The organism is Xanthomonas arboricola pv. populi (assembly GCF_002939945.1).
Classification (GTDB): Bacteria; Pseudomonadota; Gammaproteobacteria; order Xanthomonadales; family Xanthomonadaceae; genus Xanthomonas; species Xanthomonas arboricola_A.
Window position 1 is genome coordinate 1,042,816 of record NZ_MDEB01000001.1, and the last position, 16,091, is coordinate 1,058,906.

Below are 16,091 nucleotides of genomic sequence, written 5' to 3' on the forward strand. Positions count from 1 at the left end.
GTCCCGCACTTGAGCCCACGGCATGGGGGCACTCCTCAGCGCGTCGCCTCCTCCACCCGTGCCCAGCCGGCCGCATCGACCTGGGTCAAGGTGTCCAGCGCGCCAAGATTTTCTTCCAGCTGTGCCACCCGGCTGGCCCCCAGGATCACCGTGGACACGTGCGGGTTGCGCAGGCACCAGGCAATGGCCAGGCGTGCGGGCGACTGGCCCAGCTCGACGGCCAGTGCGAAGAACGCGCGGGCGCGTTCCAGGCGGCGCGCTTCCGGTGCGCCCAGCACTTCGTCCTGCAGCCATTGATTGCCCGGCTGGCCGAGGCGGCTATCGACGTCCACGCCGGCGTTGTACTTACCGGTCAGCAGGCCCGAGGCCAGCGGCGACCAGATCGTGGTGCCCAGCCCGCCCTCGCACAGCGGCGCGTATTCGCGCTCCAGCCGGTCGCGGTGCAACAGGTTGTACTGCGGTTGCTCCATCGCCGGAGCGTGCAGGTGCTCCTGGTCCGCAATGCTGATGGCCTCGCGCAACTGCTCGGCGCTCCACTCGGAAGTGCCCCAATACAGCACCTTGCCCTGGCGGATCAGGGCATCCATGCTGCGCACGGTTTCCCGGATCGGCGTGTCCGGATCGGGCCGGTGGCAGAAGTACAGATCCAGATAGTCAACGCGCAGGCGTTTGAGTGCGGCGTGGCAGGCGTCGTTGACGTGCTTGCGCGACAGCCCGCGCTGGGTCGGGCGCGGGCTGTCCACCGCGCCGAAGAACACCTTGCTCGACACGCAGTAGCCATCGCGCGGCAGACGCAGGTCGGCGATCACATCACCCATCACCTCTTCGGCGCGGCCGCGTGCGTAGACCTCGGCGTTGTCGAAGAAGTTGATGCCGTTGTCCCAGGCAGCGGCGATCAGGTTGCGCGCTTCGCTGCGCCCGATCTGCTTGCCGAAGGTGACCCAGGCCCCGAACGACAGGGCCGACAGCTGCAGCCCGGTGGAACCCAGACGACGGTAATGCATTGGCAGACTCCAACAACCTCCGCGGCGCCCTGCCCCGGATCGGCGTGCGCAGTGTAGGACCTGGCGTTGCCGGGGCGACAGGGTTGCGCGGCATCGATGCCGCTCAAGGTCCCATGCCGGTACGCGCGCAAGCACCACCAGTTGCTATCGGTTCCGGAAAGAAATGCGAACAGCCAGATGAGCTGCACGTTCTTCCGAGCTTCCATTCCTGGTGGCGTGACAGCAAATGGATGGCTTACCGATGACATCGGCCACGGAGTCCACAGGCATCGACACGTGCTTGAAGCCTTGCTTGCCTATCAGCGGCGGTAATGTTGGGAGCGTGGTGCCGCGTCCGGGGGCGGGACCGTGTGGCGGCATGGATGCCGCCACCGAGCCTCCAAGGACGGATTTACGGCGTGTCCCGACACTGGATGCGGCGCCGCGCCGCCGACCGACTCCGCACACCGATCAATCTTGTGCACCACATCTAGAGTTCCACGCGAATGCTTCGGTCTGCTGCGGGCGCTTGCGCGCGTACCGGCGTGGGACACGCCGAAAGTACGTCCTTGTAGGCGCTGGCGCGGCATCCATGCCGCTCAAGGTCCCACACAGGTACGCGCGCAAGCACCACCGGTTTTCGTCGATGGCTGAGGGGGAAAGCGGCGGCCGGTCGGGTGATCGCGCTTCGGGGCGCGGTCTTTGCGGGCGACGCACGGGCGGCGAATCGATGCCCCCCGATCCATGACCTTGCGCAAGCGCGGCTCGCCTGCCCGCGCGCAGGGAACTACCCGCGCCCGCCCTGGCTCGCCTGCGGGCCAACGGGCAGGCCCTGAATGCTGCTCGCCTTGCCCACGGTCCCCCCCTGCTCTAGGCTTCTCGTTTTGCCGTCAGCAGCTCCGGGGATTGGAATGGTCGAAGGTTTGGGAAGGATCGGTTTCGGCCTGTTCGGTCTGGCGGTGCTCATCGGCATCACCTGGCTGTTTTCGAGCAACCGCCGCGCGATCGACTGGAGGCTGGTCGCCACCGGTCTGGCGCTGCAGATTTCGTTCGCCGCACTGGTGCTGCTGGTGCCGGGCGGGCGCGATGTGTTCGATTCGCTGGGCAAGGGTTTCGTCAAGGTGCTGAGCTTCGTCAATGAGGGGTCCACCTTCATTTTCGGCAACCTGATGAACATCGACAGCTATGGCTTCATCTTCGCGTTCCAGGTGCTGCCCACCATCATCTTCTTCTCGGCGCTGATGGGTGTGCTCTACCACCTGGGCGTGATGCAGGTAGTGGTCCGTGCGATGGCCTGGGCGATCACCAAGGTGATGCGCGTGTCCGGCGCGGAAACCACCAGCGTGTGCGCCAGCGTGTTCATCGGCCAGACCGAGGCGCCGCTGACGGTGCGGCCGTACATCCCCAAGATGACCCAGTCCGAGCTGCTGACGATGATGATCGGCGGCATGGCGCATATCGCCGGCGGCGTACTGGCCGCCTACGTCGGCATGCTCGGTGGCAGCGACCCCGCGCAGCAGGCGTTCTACGCCAAGCATCTGCTCGCCGCCAGCATCATGGCCGCGCCCGCCACCCTGGTGGTGGCAAAGCTGCTGGTGCCGGAAACCGGCACCCCGCTGACCCGCGGCACGGTCAAGATGGAAGTGGAAAAGACCACCAGCAACGTCATCGATGCGGCGGCGGCCGGCGCCGGCGATGGCTTGCGCCTGGCGCTGAACATCGGCGCGATGCTGCTGGCCTTCATTGCGCTGATCGCCTTGATCAATGCGCCGCTGACCTGGCTGGGCGAGATCACCGGCGCCGCCGCGCTGCTGGGCCGGCCGACCAACCTGTCGACGATCTTCGGCTACGTGCTGGCGCCGATCGCCTGGGTGATCGGTACCCCGTGGGTGGACGCGACCACGGTCGGTTCGCTGATCGGACAGAAGGTGGTGATCAACGAGTTCGTCGCCTACAGCGAGCTGTCGCGTATCGTGAAGGGCGAAGTGCCGGGCGTGGGCCTGAGCGCGGAGGGCCGGCTGATTGCCACGTATGCCCTGTGCGGCTTTGCCAACTTCAGCTCGATTGCGATCCAGATCGGCGGCATCGGCGGGCTGGCACCGGAACGCCGTCACGATCTGGCCAAGTTCGGCCTGCGCGCGGTGCTGGGCGGTTCGATCGCCACCTTCATGACCGCTACCATTGCCGGTGTGCTCTCGCATTTCGGTTGAGGCGGCGCGGGTTCATCGGTGCGACGGTCTAATCGCCGCACGCCACGTTTCATTCAGTCATTCAAGTCAAGGGTATTTATGAGTTCGGTCGTCGTTGTCGGGTCCTTCAATGTCGATCACGTGTGGCGCTGCGATGTCCTGCCTGCGCCGGGTGCCACCATTGCCGGTCGCTACAGCACCGGCCCGGGTGGCAAGGGCTTCAACCAGGCGGTCGCGGCCGCACGTGCCGGCGCCAGGACGCACTTTCTATGCGCGCTGGGCGACGACGCCGGCGGTGCGCTGGCGCGCTCGCTGGCTGCGCACGACGGTTTCGCGCTGATCGCCGAGCCCAGCAATGAGCCGACCGGCACCGGCGGCATCTATGTCGATGCACACGGCCGCAACACCATCGTGATCGGTGCCGGTGCCAACTCGGTGCTGAGCGCAGCGTTCGTGGACAACCAGCGCGCGCTGGTGGCCTCGTCCGGCGTGCTGCTGCGCAGCTGGAATCGCCGGCGGAAACCATCGAGTCGGCGCTGGCGCTGGCACGCGAATGCGGCGTGCTGACCGTGCTCAACGCCGCACCGGCCAATGCGCCGACCTCGATCGGCCTGCTCAAGCTGTCGGATGTGCTGACGCCCAACGAAACCGAATTCGCCGCCCTGCTCGGCCGCCACGTCGGCGAACGCATCAATGCCGACAATGTGGCGGCGCTGGATGGCAACACGCTGCATTCGCTGTGCCGCAAGTTGCTGCCGGGCGGTACGGTGGTGGTGACGCTGGGATCGGTGGGCGCCTTCATCTCGCACGCGGAAGAACAGCTGCGCGGCGATACGGCTGCGCATTACCGGGTGGGCGCGGAAAGCGCGCAGACGGTGGACACCACCGGCGCCGGCGACGCCTTCAACGGCGCACTGGTGGCCTCGCTGGCACAGGCACCCACTGCCAGCTTCATCACCCACGTGCGCTTTGCCACCCGCTACGCCGCGCGCTCCACCGAAATGGAAGGCGCCGCCACCTCGATGCCGCGCATGGTGCCCGAACCGGCCATGTGATCCGCGCGCGTCAAGCGAACAACGAAGGCGACCGCAGCGATGCGGTCGCCTTTTGCGTTCAGGGCGTTGGCATACACATGAGACTGGTTTGATCCGCGAACGGCATGTCGAGACCTGTGCGTCGCTGCGAACCCCTCTCCGGCGGACCTTCGATCTTCCCGATCGGATAGCAGTCTGGGTGAGGGTCTGGCGTGATGCAGCGTCGGGCGCCCGTCCCCTCATCCGGCGCTGACGCGCCACCTTCTCCCGACGGGAGAAGGAATCACGACCCCTTTCCCGTCGGGAGAGGGGTTGGGGTGGGGAGACGGTCAACCAGTATTCGCAATTGCCATCCTTACCCGCCGCGCTACTTCACTCAGACCAGGCGCACAGCACCGAAGGCGCAAGCGCTCTTCCGATTCCCGATTCCCGATTCCCGATTCCCGACTCCCGACTCCCGACTCCCCGTCCCCCACCCAGCTACAATGCCGCCATGCAGATCGGCCCCTACTCCATCGACCCGAAAGTGATCCTGGCCCCGATGGCCGGTGTCACCGACAAGCCGTTCCGGCTGCTGTGCAAACGGCTGGGCGCCGGGCTGGCGGTGTCGGAGATGACCATCTCCGATCCGCGCTTCTGGGGCACGCGCAAATCGCTGCACCGCATGGATCACGCCGGCGAGCCGGATCCGGTCAGCGTGCAGATTGCCGGCACCGAGCCGCAGCAACTGGCCGAGGCAGCGCGCTACAACGTCGACCACGGTGCGCAGCTGATCGACATCAACATGGGTTGCCCGGCCAAGAAGGTCTGCAACGCCTGGGCCGGCTCGGCACTGATGCGCGATGAAGGCCTGGTGGCACGCATCCTCAGTGCGGTGGTGCAGGCGGTGGATGTGCCGGTGACCCTGAAGATCCGCACCGGATGGAACTGCGATCACCGCAACGGCCCGACCATCGCGCGCATCGCGCAGGACTGCGGGATCGCCGCGCTGGCCGTGCACGGGCGCACCCGCGATCAGCATTACACCGGCACTGCCGAGTACGCCACGATTGCGCAGATCAAGGCGGCGCTGCAGATTCCGGTGATCGCCAATGGCGATATCGATTCGCCGCAGAAGGCTGCGCTGGTGCTGCGCGAGACCGGCGTGGATGCGGTGATGATCGGGCGTGCGGCGCAGGGGCGTCCGTGGATCTTCGGCGAGGTGGCGCATTATCTGTCCACCGGCGAGTTGTTGCCGCCGCCGTCGTTGGCGTTCGTGCGCGACACCCTGCTTGGCCACCTGGAAGCGCTGCATGCGTTCTACGGGCAGCCGCAGGGCGTGCGCATCGCGCGCAAGCATCTGGGCTGGTACGCCAAGGATCACCCGCAGAGCGCCGACTTCCGTGCGGTGGTCAATCGCGCCGAAACACCGGAAGCGCAGCTGGAACTGACCCGTGATTATTTCGATGCCTTGATCGCCGGCGTACCGCCCGCGCTGTCGGTTGCCGCCTGAGTTTTTCCTGCGCTGGACGCTGCATCCGGACAACCGCGAGCCGGGCCGGCGCAAGACCATGATCGGGTTCTGGGAAGACGTGCTGCTGTCGGCAGCCGACCCGTTGCTCGAGGCCGGCACGGTTAACGCAAATAGCGTGGACGGCATGCGCGGCGAATTGGCGCAGGTGCACAGCGGCCCGAACGCGGTGTTCTTTCATTCGTTTTCGTGCAGGCGCTCGCGACGATGCATTGAGCCGGCGCGCTGCCCGGACTTGCTGCGTGCGCATTGCCGAGCGCTCCCGCCAAGCAAGCCTAGCGAGCGGCCGGCGCAGGCGTGGCGGCATGCTCCAGGTCGCCGGTCAGCACCGTGCCGGTGGGCTCGTGCCAGATGCGGCGCCACATCTGCGCCAGCACCTCGCCGATCTGATCGCGCGCCACCGGCGCGCGGTAAGCGGCCTGGATCTGTCGCGGCGCGATCGGCTGCCAGCGCCCGTCTTGGCGATGGGCCACCACGAAGTTGAAGTTGTAGTCCGGCTCCAGGCCCATGCGCAGATCGCTGAGCATCAACTCGTCATCGATCAGGCGTGCGCGCATGAAACCGCGATTGAACCAGGTCAACCGGCGCACCGCATCGAAACTGGCCACTTCGCCCAGGGCCTGGGTATTGCTGGAATAGCCACGAAACTGCATCGGGCCCTTGTCGGCCACCAGCGAGCGCTCGCCGATCACATAGCCGTTGGGCGTCATCGCCACCACCCGCCACAGCAAGGTATTGAGCGGCATCGGCACCGAGAAGCGCGGCGCATCCTTCAACCCGAGCGCGGCCAGCGCACGGTCCGCTTCCTGGTCGACCAGGTGCTTGGCCAGCAACGACCAGCCCAGATAGGCGGAGCTGAGCACCAGCCCGATCACCAGCGCGTGCTGCGCGAGCGGCCGCGTGCGCGCAAACCATGCCACCGCACAGGCGAGCAATAGCCATAGCGTGTAGGCCGGGTCGATGATGAAGACGCTCGACCACATCGCCGGATGCGGCTGCAGCGGCCACCATAGCTGGGTGCCGTAGACGGTGAAGGCATCCAGCAAGGGATGGGTGATCAAGGCCAGCTGGATCGCCCAGAACCAGCGCTTGGGCGCACTGGCCACGCGCCCACTGCCGTAACGGCGAAACAGCCACCAGATCAGCCAGCCCAGCAACGGCAGCACGAACAACGAATGGCTCGCGCTGCGATGCACCGTCATCAGCGTGACCGGATCGTCGGTCAGCGGCAGCAACACCAGCGCATCGAGATCGGGCAAGGTGCCCAGTGCGGCGCCGGCCAACAGGGCTGCACGGCGCTGTCCGGCCGGTGCGATGGCGGCAGCGACGGCGCCGCCGAGAACGATCTGGGTCAATGAATCCATCGGCCGATGCTAGCAGGCCGGACATCGTCCAGTGCCATCGCGTGCGTTCTGGCCGGCGGGCAGTCAGGCAGCAGGCGCGTTCCTCGTATCGCGCTGCGGTTCCCGGTCGAAAACGACGCTGCAGCCGCCGTCCGTATTCGCTGCACCAGGACAGCTGACGCTGTACGCCGCGTACGTCCGACGGCAGTCACCGGCCGCTGCGCTCTGCCGGCGTGTGCTGCGCGTGGCGGCCTCACGCCGCGCGCTGCTGCGCGGGGTGAGATTGCGGCGCCAGCTCGGCCAGCACGTCGCCATGATGGTTGACCAGTTGCAGTGCGCCGGACTGCGTTTCGCGCAGCGCCGTCAGGCTCTCCACCCAGTCGCCGGTGTTGGCGTAGAGATGGCCGGCCTGCATGTGCAGTGCGGCGCGATGGATATGCCCACAGACGATGCCGTCCAGATCGCGACGCACCACATCGGCCAGGCCGGCCGCCACGAAGCGGCCGATATAGCGCTCGGCCGCACCGCTGCGTCGCTTGAGAAACTCGGCCAGCGACCAGTAGCGCATGCCCAGGCGCCGCCGCAGACGATTGGTCAGCTGATTGCCGGTGAGGATGCGATAGTAGAGCCAGTCGCCGAATCGCTCCTGCAAGCCACCGAAATGGGTTTGCGCGTCGTAGTCGTCGCCATGGGTGACCAGCAGCCGGCGCCCGTCCAGCAAGGTGTGGACGCTGCGTCGGCGCACCTGCATGGCCGGCATCACCAGACCGCAGAAGCGGCGGATGGCACGGTCGTGATTGCCGGGCACGTAGATGATCTCGGTGCCGCGCCTGGCCTGCGCATGCAGGGCGGCGATCACCTGCTGATGCGCCACATCCCAGACCGCGCGCCGCTGCGCCATCCACCACAGGTCGATGATGTCGCCGACCAGATACAGGGTCTGGCAACGCTGGCGGCCGATGAACGCGGCGATCTCGGCGGCATGGCAATGCCGCGAACCCAGGTGCAGGTCGGACAGGAACAAGGCGCGGACGGGGGGATGCAACGTGGACAAGTGCATGCGGACATCTCCAGGGCAAAAATCTCGGCGCCGCGATCGGGCGCCGCGCAGGCAGGTTGCGTACACCGCCCGCAGGCGTCGGCAGCGCGCTCACGCAGATGCGCCTGCGCCGCAAGCCGCGGCGCAGAGCGCTGCATCGGACCAGCGCCCCCAGATCGTGGTCGCCATGGCAGCCATGCGCCCTTGCCCCGGCACGCTGTCCAACGCCATCGCTTATTCCCCTCCCGCGCCGCGGCTGCACGCAGCCATGCCGCCAGGCACGCGCGCATGCTGACCGGTCGATACGACCACTGCATGGCAAGCTGACGACACCCCGATGACCGTGCAAACCCGCGCCACGACACGGGTTTAACGCCACGCCGGGCGGTTCAGGCGCACAATGCACAGGGTTGTCGGACGGTGTATCATCCGCACCCATCTTTTCATCCGAATCAAGGGATATAAGCCTGATGTCCAGCTACCTGTTCACCTCCGAATCGGTCTCCGAAGGCCATCCGGACAAGATCGCCGACCAGATCTCCGACGCAGTGCTGGATGCCATCCTGGCCCAGGACAAGCGCGCCCGCGTGGCATGCGAGACGATGGTCAAGACGGGCGTGGCGATCGTTGCCGGCGAAGTGACCACCAGTGCCTGGATCGACCTGGAAGCGCTGACCCGCAAGGTCATTCTGGACATCGGCTACAACAGCTCCGACGTCGGCTTCGACGGCGAGACCTGTGGCGTGCTCAACCTGATCGGCAAGCAGTCGCCGGACATCAACCAGGGCGTGGACCGCAAGAACCCCGAACAGCAGGGCGCCGGCGACCAGGGCCTGATGTTCGGCTATGCGACCAACGAAACCGACAGCCACATGCCGGCCGCGATCCATCTGGCGCACCGCCTGGTCGAGCAGCAGGCCAAGATCCGCAAGAAGAAGAACTCGGCGCTGTCCTGGCTGCGTCCGGACGCCAAGTCGCAGGTCACCCTGCGCTACGAAGACGGCGTTGCGACCGCGATCGACGCGGTGGTGCTGTCGACACAGCACGATCCGGGCATCAAGCAGAAGGATCTGGTCGAAGCCGTGCGCGAGGAAATCCTCAAGCCGGTGCTGCCGGCCAAGTGGCTGCACAAGGGCACCAAGTTCCATATCAACCCGACCGGCAAGTTCGTGATCGGCGGGCCGGTGGGCGATTGCGGCCTGACCGGCCGCAAGATCATCGTCGACACCTACGGCGGCTGGGCGCGTCACGGTGGCGGTGCGTTCTCCGGCAAGGATCCGTCCAAGGTCGATCGCTCTGCAGCCTACGCTGCGCGCTATGTGGCCAAGAACGTGGTGGCTGCCGGCCTGGCCGACCGTTGCGAAGTGCAGGTCTCCTACGCCATCGGCGTGGCCGAGCCGACCTCGATCTCGGTCACCACCTTCGGCACCGGCAAGATCGCCGACGAGCAGATCGAAAAGCTGATCCGCAAGCATTTCGACCTGCGTCCGTTCGGCATCATCCAGATGCTGGACCTGATCCACCCGATGTATCAGCAGACCGCGTCTTACGGTCATTTCGGCCGCAAGCCGAAGGACTTCTCCTACGCCGACGCAACCGGCGCGCAGCACAACGCCACCGCGTTCTCGTGGGAAAAGACCGACCGTGCCGACGCCCTGCGCGCCGATGCCAAGCTGAAGTAAGCCAGCCGCTGCTGCGGGAGCGGATGCAGTGAATTGCACATGGGCCGCTGATGCGGCCCATGTGCGTTTTGATGGGATGGATGCTTTCAACGCAACCCCACGGCTGGATTCACTGCGTGTCCGGTTTTTTGATGCGGCCACCGCTTACCGACGAATCTCCGCGTTGGACGTCTAGTGGGTTTGTGCGAATGCTCCGGTCACTGATGCTCTGTGACTGAAGGCTTCGGCCACTGAAGGCGCTTGCAAGCGTAATCGCCTGCCGATCAGCAGTGGCAACGCTGGGAGCGAGGTGCCGCGTCCGGGGGCGGGACCGTGTGGCGGCATGGATGCCGCCACCGAGCCTCCAGGGACGGATTCACGGCGTGTCCCGACACTGGATGCGGCGCCGCGCTGCCGACCAACTCCGTACACCGATCAACCTTGCGCACGACATCTGCCGTTTCCATGCGAATGCTTCGGTCTACTGAGGGCGCTTGCACGCGTACCAGCGTGGGACACGCCGCAAGTACGTCCATGTAGCATCTGGCGCGGCATCCATGCCGCTCAAGGTCCCACGCCGGCACCCGCGCAAGCACCACCGATCATTGTCGGCGGCTGAAAAAAAAAGTCCCTCTCCTGCGGGAGAGGGGTTGGGGTGAGGGTACGGGGCGGAGCCTCTTTGCATGTTCGATGACACCAGGCTTCGCAGGTACCCTCATCCGCCCCTGCGGGGCACCTTCTCCCGGTGGGAGAAGGAACAGTCGGTGATTGCCTTTTCGAGAAAAAGATTGCTGCTGCACGGTTACCGATCGAGCTGCAGCTGTTTCTCGAGCGCCTGCATAAACTCCGGCAACGGGCACGCCATGCGTTGCTCTGCTGTGCAAACGCCAAGCGCCAGCTTCTGCTGCAACGGCGGATGCTCCAGATTTAGCAGCGCCAACGTCCGCAGTTGATCCAGCGATTGCGCCAGATACTGCGCACGCACTACCTGCTGCCCGTTCGGTTCGCGCCATAGCCCCAGTACCAACGCGCCACCTGGCGGCGGATCGTCGGCGCCGTAGCCGGGAAGATGAAAGTGCACGCCCAGCAAACCGCTCAACGCGGCGATATGCGTGTCGCTGCCGACGAAGACAGAGACCTTTGGCGCCTGACGATCGCCGAAGCGCTGCAGCACTTCGCGCGCCAGCGGTGCGCCCGAACGTGAGGCCATGTAATGCGGACGTGCGTAGATGTCGAACAACAACGCATGCAGGCGCGACACCTGCGCCAGCCGCTCGGGTGTGGCGCGGCCCCAGCCGACCTGCGACAGCGGCAGGCCTTCGGCGTATTGCAGCAGCAACACCTCGCCGGTGCCGGAGGTCAGATCGATCGACCCACCCAGGGCCAGGCCGCGCCCATTGGCCGACGGCGTCAGCGTGGACCGCATCTGGGCAAAGTCGCAGGGCGTGCGCGTGCAGCCCAGAATCTGCTGCAGCGCCTGCAACTCGGCCGCGTGCCCTCGCAGCAATGCGTCAGGGCCACCGGTTTGCTTTTCGATCGCCGCGACCGCCGCCGTGCCATCGAACGGCACCGTGCCGGCTTCGATCGGTCGGAACAACGGATCGTTGCTGCCGGCCTGGCGATGCCCGGCGACGATCCTGCAACCCGGGGCCAGCGCCGCGGCCAGCAAGGCGCCGCTGTCGATGGTGCGCTGGTCGGTATTGGCCCATACCGACACGCTGCCTGCCGTCGGGCAGCCGCTCCGCGGCAACACGCCCTGCTGCGCCAGCCATTGGCGCAGATAATCGCCGCTCAACTGCACACCGATGCGCCCGTGTGGCGTCAGCAGGCTGGCCGCTGTGGACCATTGCGGCCATGGCGCGTCTGCATAGCGCGCCGCGGCGGCTTCGCCCTGCAGCGGTGCGCGCACGCCGTGCCGAAAGACAAGCACCACGCGTTCCAGCTGCGCGGCCTGCGCAGTTCGAGCGGCTGCGGGCGGCCCGGGCGGACGCGGCATGCAGCCGATCAGCAGCAGCGCACCGAGTGCGAGTGCCGGCATCAGCCATCGCGACCGATGCGCTGTCGTCGATCGTGGCCTGATACCTGCGTGCAACGACGCGATCCTCATCGCGTCGTTGCCGTCATCGTCTGCGGGGGTCCGTTCACCACCCTGCCCCGTTGTCATCGCGTACTCAGAACACATGCTTGGCGGTCGTCCCGTTGGTCATGGCGGAATTTACGTTGCCAATGTGCAACGCAGACGACACCCGGCGGAACTTCCCGCACCTGTCCGGGCAGGCGCCACCTGGTAACGGATGCGCCGAATCAGCCGCACGGTTGCGGTACTGGGCGCGCCGTCTTGCGCATTGCGTCTTGCCTGGTGTGGACGTGTTCGAGAGACCGCCTGACCGCACGGGCCCGGTAAACGATGCGCAAAGAGCCATCGATCGGCATGGCCGCGCAAGCGCCGGGCCGGCGTGCGCGACCTCGGCAATCGGTCTTTGCCGCACGACCGTCGCCGCATGCCGAACGCAACCAACGTCGGTGGCTGCACGCAATCGGCAGGCCGCCGTCAGCCGGTCGAATCATCTGCTTGAGACGATGTGTCGCGCGCTGTCTCGCCCTCAGAATGTCGCTGGCGTTGCGGCCGGTGGCTTGCCCTGCGCATCCGTCGCGCCCGCTGCTTCGGACTGCAATTGCTCGTGCAGGATGCGCCGGATCTCCAGAATCGCCTGCGGGGTTTCCTGCACGCTATGCCAGGAGGTCAGCACCAGTTCGGACGCGGCGCCGTCCAGATGCGCGCTGCGATACGGCACCAGGCCATCGTCGGAATCGGCCAGCGGCACCTGCGGTTTTTCGCGCCCGACGATGGTGTGGTAGCGCACCTGCGGGGAGATCGGCAGATCCATGCTGGCGCGCACGAACGGGTCGGTATCGCGCAGGTTGTCGATGCTGGTCGGCGGCAGCAGACGCCCCCTGCGTCGCGGGTCGCCGCCCTGCCCGCCACGCTCGCTGCTGGCCAGGTCCTGAAACACATCGCCAAAGCGATCCAGCAAGGCGATCGGCAAACGCACCAGGCGGCCGACGAAGCGCCCGAGCCCACCTTCGGCCAAGGGCGTGCCGCGATGCGGCGCGGCGATGAAGATGGCACGGTCGATCTGCGGCATTGGCGAAAAATGCAGCAGCGGCGAGAGTTTCGCGCGCACGCGTGCGCCGCGCTCGCCGTCCAGCCGATAGCTTTCCAGCAGGGAATTCCACAGGCGCTCGCCCGACGAAGACACCAGCAGGCGCCCGATCACCCCGCCCATGCTGTGGCCGATCAACACCATGTCGTGCGATGCGATCGCCGTGCCGGCCGGATCGAAGTGCTGCAGGCTGCCCTCCACCAGGGCCTGGATTTCTGCGCGGTTGACCGCCACCGGCGCATTGGTGGGGTAATACACCTGCCAGATCTGGTAGCGCTGGCGCAGCACTTCATCGCCCATCACTTCATTGGCGACATTGACCCAGGCTTCCGGGCTGCTGGCCAGCCCGTGCAGCATCAGCAGCACGCGTCGGTCGGGGTCGTAGGGCTGCATCAGATACAGATGCGGGCGGTCGATGCCGCGCGCGCTGCCCAGCATCGACCGCAGGGACTGCGCGGCAAAACCGGATCTGGCCAGCCACAGGCCATAGGCCGCAGTGAAGTTGGCCGCCAGCGGCACGCGCTGGCCATGCAGCACCACCTCGTTCTGGCGATACGGGTCGTAGGGCACCACGGTGGCGGCATGACCGCGCAGCACCGCATTCAGCGTGTCGCCATCGAAGCGCAGCAGCAGCGTTGCCGGTGCGTACGGCATCTCGCTGAAGGTTGGCAGCGGACGCTCCGGTGTTGCGGCGGCGGCGGCTGGTTGCAAGGCCAGCCCGGCAGGGTCGCCGACTGCTTGTGGGGCCACCTCGGCGACCAGCTCGGCCCCGAAGCCGTCGCGTCGATAGGTGCTGCGCAGTCCATCGAAGCGCAATGCCGAGGCGGCGAAGATCGCGCGCGGCGTGTTGCCGCCGCCCGGCAGCCGATATGCAGACATGTCGATACCGACCTGCCAGCGGCCTATGGTGGTCGGTTCGCGCTCGGTCTGGCCGGTCTGCTGCGCGCGGGCGAACAGGCGTTCGATCACCTGCTGCACCGCGTAGTTGTAGTAGTCGCGCACCTGCGTCTGGCGATTTTCGAACGCACGCGCGCTGGGTGCTCGATCGGTGAAAAACAGGTACGCGTACGCATGCCGCGCGGCCTCCAGCCAGGCGTCGACTGCGGCATCGCTCATCGTTGTCGGGTCGCGCCCGCCCAGGGCAATCGCATGCGCCGTCCAGAGCTCGGACTGCGTCGCCAGCAGGCGCTCATTGCCGATGCCTGCGACGGTGGTGAGTTGCTGCAGGCAGGGCAGCGGGTCGCTGCGGCAGGCCTTGGCTTGCAGACCGGCCACCTGCACCGTCTCGCTGCTGGCCTGACTCAACGCGCCGGTGCTGAGCACATCGCCACGCGTGCGCGCGATGTAGTCGCCGCTGCCGCGCGATTGCACCGTGACCATGGCGCAGCCGCTCAGCCACGGGCTCGCCAGCACGCCCGCCAGCATTAAAACGGTGCGGCATCCACGCAGGTCCGCCATCACCGGGGTGCGCTCGCGGTGGCTGCAGGTGCCGGTGCCTGCGGCATGCCGGCACGGATGCGCTCGGAGAAGTCCGCCGCCTTGTCGGCGGCGATCGCACGGGCGGTGAAATGCCCGTGCTGCTTCAGGGTGGCGAAGTCGTAGCCGGGCATCAGCCCATTGTGATCGTAGGCGTATTCGTCGGCGTAGCCGGACAGCAGCAGGCGATGATCCAGCGGCAATGTGGGCTGCAATTGCCGCGCCAGCGCAAACACGATCGTGGTGCAGTTGCTGGTGAGCGTGTTGTAGAACGCAGGCGCGCGATTCAGCTTGTTGGCCAGGCCCACGTAGCCCATGAACATGCGGCGCAGCCCGGCCTTGGGAATCGCCAGCCGATACAGATACATGTCCTCGCCGCGCACATTGGTGCGCACGCGCAGGATGTCGCGCTCGTCGGCGGCCACCAGAGTCTCTTCGAAACTGCGGAAAAACCCGCCCAATGCCGAGAACGACTCGTCGCGTTCCTTGCGGATTTCCAGCGAGAACACCACGTGCGAGCCGTCGTCGAAACCGAACGACACCAGGGTGTGTGCGATCGCCGGGCCCATCCAGTACGACAGCGCCAGATCGGCGCTGACCAGACGGTCCAGATCGTACTGGCGGGTTTCCCAACGCGGCTGGTAGTCGGTTTCGCCATGCCAATCGAAATTGCGCACGTTGCGCAGCGTGACGATGTTGCCGTGCACCTCGGGCTGCAGGCGCTGGGCGACATCGTCGGCCCAGTCGCGGTCCTGGCTCGGCTGCATCATCCACCACGACACCGCCAGCACCGCAAATGCCGCACTGAAGATACCCACCAAGGCCCAGTTCTCGCGGCCACGGCGCAGGCCCCACAACGCCGCGATTGCCATCGCGCACCACGAGCCCACCCACGCCGCGCGCACGAACGCATTGCCGGTCAGTGCGAAGTAGATCGCCAGCCCGCCCCAGAACGCGGCCAGCACCAGCGCCGCCCGCAGCGCCCAGCGCCCGATGCGCGAACGCGTGGCCGGTTTCATCGGGTGCCGCCTTCCGGCACCTGCATGCCCAGGGCGTGCATCAACAGATCGGCCGAGCGATGGGCAAGCCGTTTGCGTTCGGATTCGTCATTGCCGCGCAGGCAGCTGCCCAGCATGTCGATCACCAGCAGCAGTTGCTCGTCGTCGACATCGGCACGACACAGGCCGGCGTCGCGGGCACGATGCACGAACGGCAGGAAGATGCTCACCACACGCCGATCGGCGGTTTCCACGGCCGGGTGCGCGCGTTCGATGGAACGCCAGAAATCCACCAGCGGGGCGGACTGGGCGATGTGCTCGGCCACGTCGTGCAGCAGCACGGCCAGCCCGTCCGGGCGCTCGGCCAGATCGGCGGCCAGCCGTTCCAGGCCATCCAGGCCACGGGTCATCAGCGCGGTCATCAGCGCGAGCCGGTCGGGGAAATTGCGGTACAGCGTGGCGCGGCCAAGGCCGGCACGCTCGACCACCAGTTCCAGCGGGGCGTTGACGCCGTGTTCGCTGAACACTTCGTCGGCGGCATCGAGTATCTGCCGGCGGCGCAGCGCGGCATCAGGGCGGGAAGTCGTCATCGCGGCATTATCGGACAGATTTGTCCGGTTACGCCAGAGTCCGCTTGCCGATTCCCCGCCCTCTCCGACCAACGGTCGGATCAGGTGGTCGGATTCAACCATCT

General features: G+C 66.6%; 10 protein-coding genes and 2 pseudogenes. 5 read left to right on the forward strand and 7 right to left on the reverse strand.

The window, feature by feature from the left end:
• Positions 1 to 35: 35 nt before the first annotated feature.
• Complete coding sequence (locus XaplCFBP3123_RS05115; RefSeq protein ID WP_104533024.1) at positions 36 to 1,004, reverse strand: potassium channel beta subunit family protein; 969 nt, start codon at positions 1,002 to 1,004, stop codon at positions 36 to 38.
• A gap of 890 nt (positions 1,005 to 1,894) precedes the next feature.
• On the opposite strand from XaplCFBP3123_RS05115, the gene XaplCFBP3123_RS05125 reads away from it, so the two are divergent.
• The 4 genes and pseudogenes from XaplCFBP3123_RS05125 to XaplCFBP3123_RS05140 form a co-directional block, all read left to right on the forward strand.
• Positions 1,895 to 3,193, forward strand: a complete 1,299-nt coding sequence (locus XaplCFBP3123_RS05125; protein WP_016903833.1) for a NupC/NupG family nucleoside CNT transporter — start codon at positions 1,895 to 1,897, stop codon at positions 3,191 to 3,193.
• 78 nt (positions 3,194 to 3,271) lie between these two features.
• A pseudogene (locus XaplCFBP3123_RS05130) lies at positions 3,272 to 4,227 on the forward strand (ribokinase).
• Between the two features lie 472 nt (positions 4,228 to 4,699).
• On the forward strand, positions 4,700 to 5,698 hold the full coding sequence (dusB, locus tag XaplCFBP3123_RS05135; protein WP_104533026.1) for a tRNA dihydrouridine synthase DusB: 999 nt from the start codon (positions 4,700 to 4,702) through the stop codon (positions 5,696 to 5,698).
• 16 nt (positions 5,699 to 5,714) lie between these two features.
• Positions 5,715 to 5,932, forward strand: a pseudogene (locus XaplCFBP3123_RS05140) (SAM-dependent methyltransferase); the annotation flags it as partial.
• 59 nt (positions 5,933 to 5,991) lie between these two features.
• Here XaplCFBP3123_RS05140 and XaplCFBP3123_RS05145 read toward each other — a convergent pair.
• Both XaplCFBP3123_RS05145 and XaplCFBP3123_RS05150 read right to left on the reverse strand, forming a co-directional pair.
• Positions 5,992 to 7,080 (reverse strand): metal-dependent hydrolase, encoded by a 1,089-nt coding sequence (locus XaplCFBP3123_RS05145; RefSeq protein WP_104533027.1) that lies wholly within the window; start codon positions 7,078 to 7,080, stop codon positions 5,992 to 5,994.
• Between the two features lie 232 nt (positions 7,081 to 7,312).
• The gene (locus tag XaplCFBP3123_RS05150; protein WP_104533028.1) at positions 7,313 to 8,119 is read right to left on the reverse strand and encodes a UDP-2,3-diacylglucosamine diphosphatase; all 807 of its coding nucleotides are present in this window, start codon (positions 8,117 to 8,119) and stop codon (positions 7,313 to 7,315) included.
• Between the two features lie 449 nt (positions 8,120 to 8,568).
• Between XaplCFBP3123_RS05150 and metK the strand changes: the two genes are divergently transcribed.
• Complete coding sequence (gene metK, locus XaplCFBP3123_RS05155; RefSeq protein ID WP_104533029.1) at positions 8,569 to 9,780, forward strand: methionine adenosyltransferase; 1,212 nt, start codon at positions 8,569 to 8,571, stop codon at positions 9,778 to 9,780.
• A 781-nt stretch (positions 9,781 to 10,561) separates the two neighbouring features.
• Here metK and XaplCFBP3123_RS05160 read toward each other — a convergent pair.
• The 4 genes from XaplCFBP3123_RS05160 to XaplCFBP3123_RS05175 all read right to left on the reverse strand — a co-directional run bounded on the left by XaplCFBP3123_RS05160 (position 10,562) and on the right by XaplCFBP3123_RS05175 (position 15,987).
• Entirely contained in the window at positions 10,562 to 11,923 is a 1,362-nt protein-coding gene (locus XaplCFBP3123_RS05160; RefSeq protein ID WP_429001609.1) for a histidine-type phosphatase, read from the reverse strand.
• Between the two features lie 439 nt (positions 11,924 to 12,362).
• Positions 12,363 to 14,381 carry an alpha/beta hydrolase gene (locus XaplCFBP3123_RS05165; RefSeq protein WP_146091271.1) on the reverse strand — a complete coding sequence of 673 codons (2,019 nt, stop codon included), beginning with the start codon at positions 14,379 to 14,381 and terminating at the stop codon, positions 12,363 to 12,365.
• Positions 14,381 to 15,418 carry a DUF4105 domain-containing protein gene (locus XaplCFBP3123_RS05170; RefSeq protein WP_104533032.1) on the reverse strand — a complete coding sequence of 346 codons (1,038 nt, stop codon included), beginning with the start codon at positions 15,416 to 15,418 and terminating at the stop codon, positions 14,381 to 14,383. The genes XaplCFBP3123_RS05165 and XaplCFBP3123_RS05170 overlap by 1 nt, the downstream gene beginning before the upstream one ends.
• Positions 15,415 to 15,987 (reverse strand): TetR/AcrR family transcriptional regulator, encoded by a 573-nt coding sequence (locus tag XaplCFBP3123_RS05175; RefSeq protein ID WP_016902213.1) that lies wholly within the window; start codon positions 15,985 to 15,987, stop codon positions 15,415 to 15,417. Before XaplCFBP3123_RS05175 ends, XaplCFBP3123_RS05170 begins: the two co-directional genes overlap by 4 nt.
• Between the last annotated feature and the right edge of the window lie 104 nt (positions 15,988 to 16,091).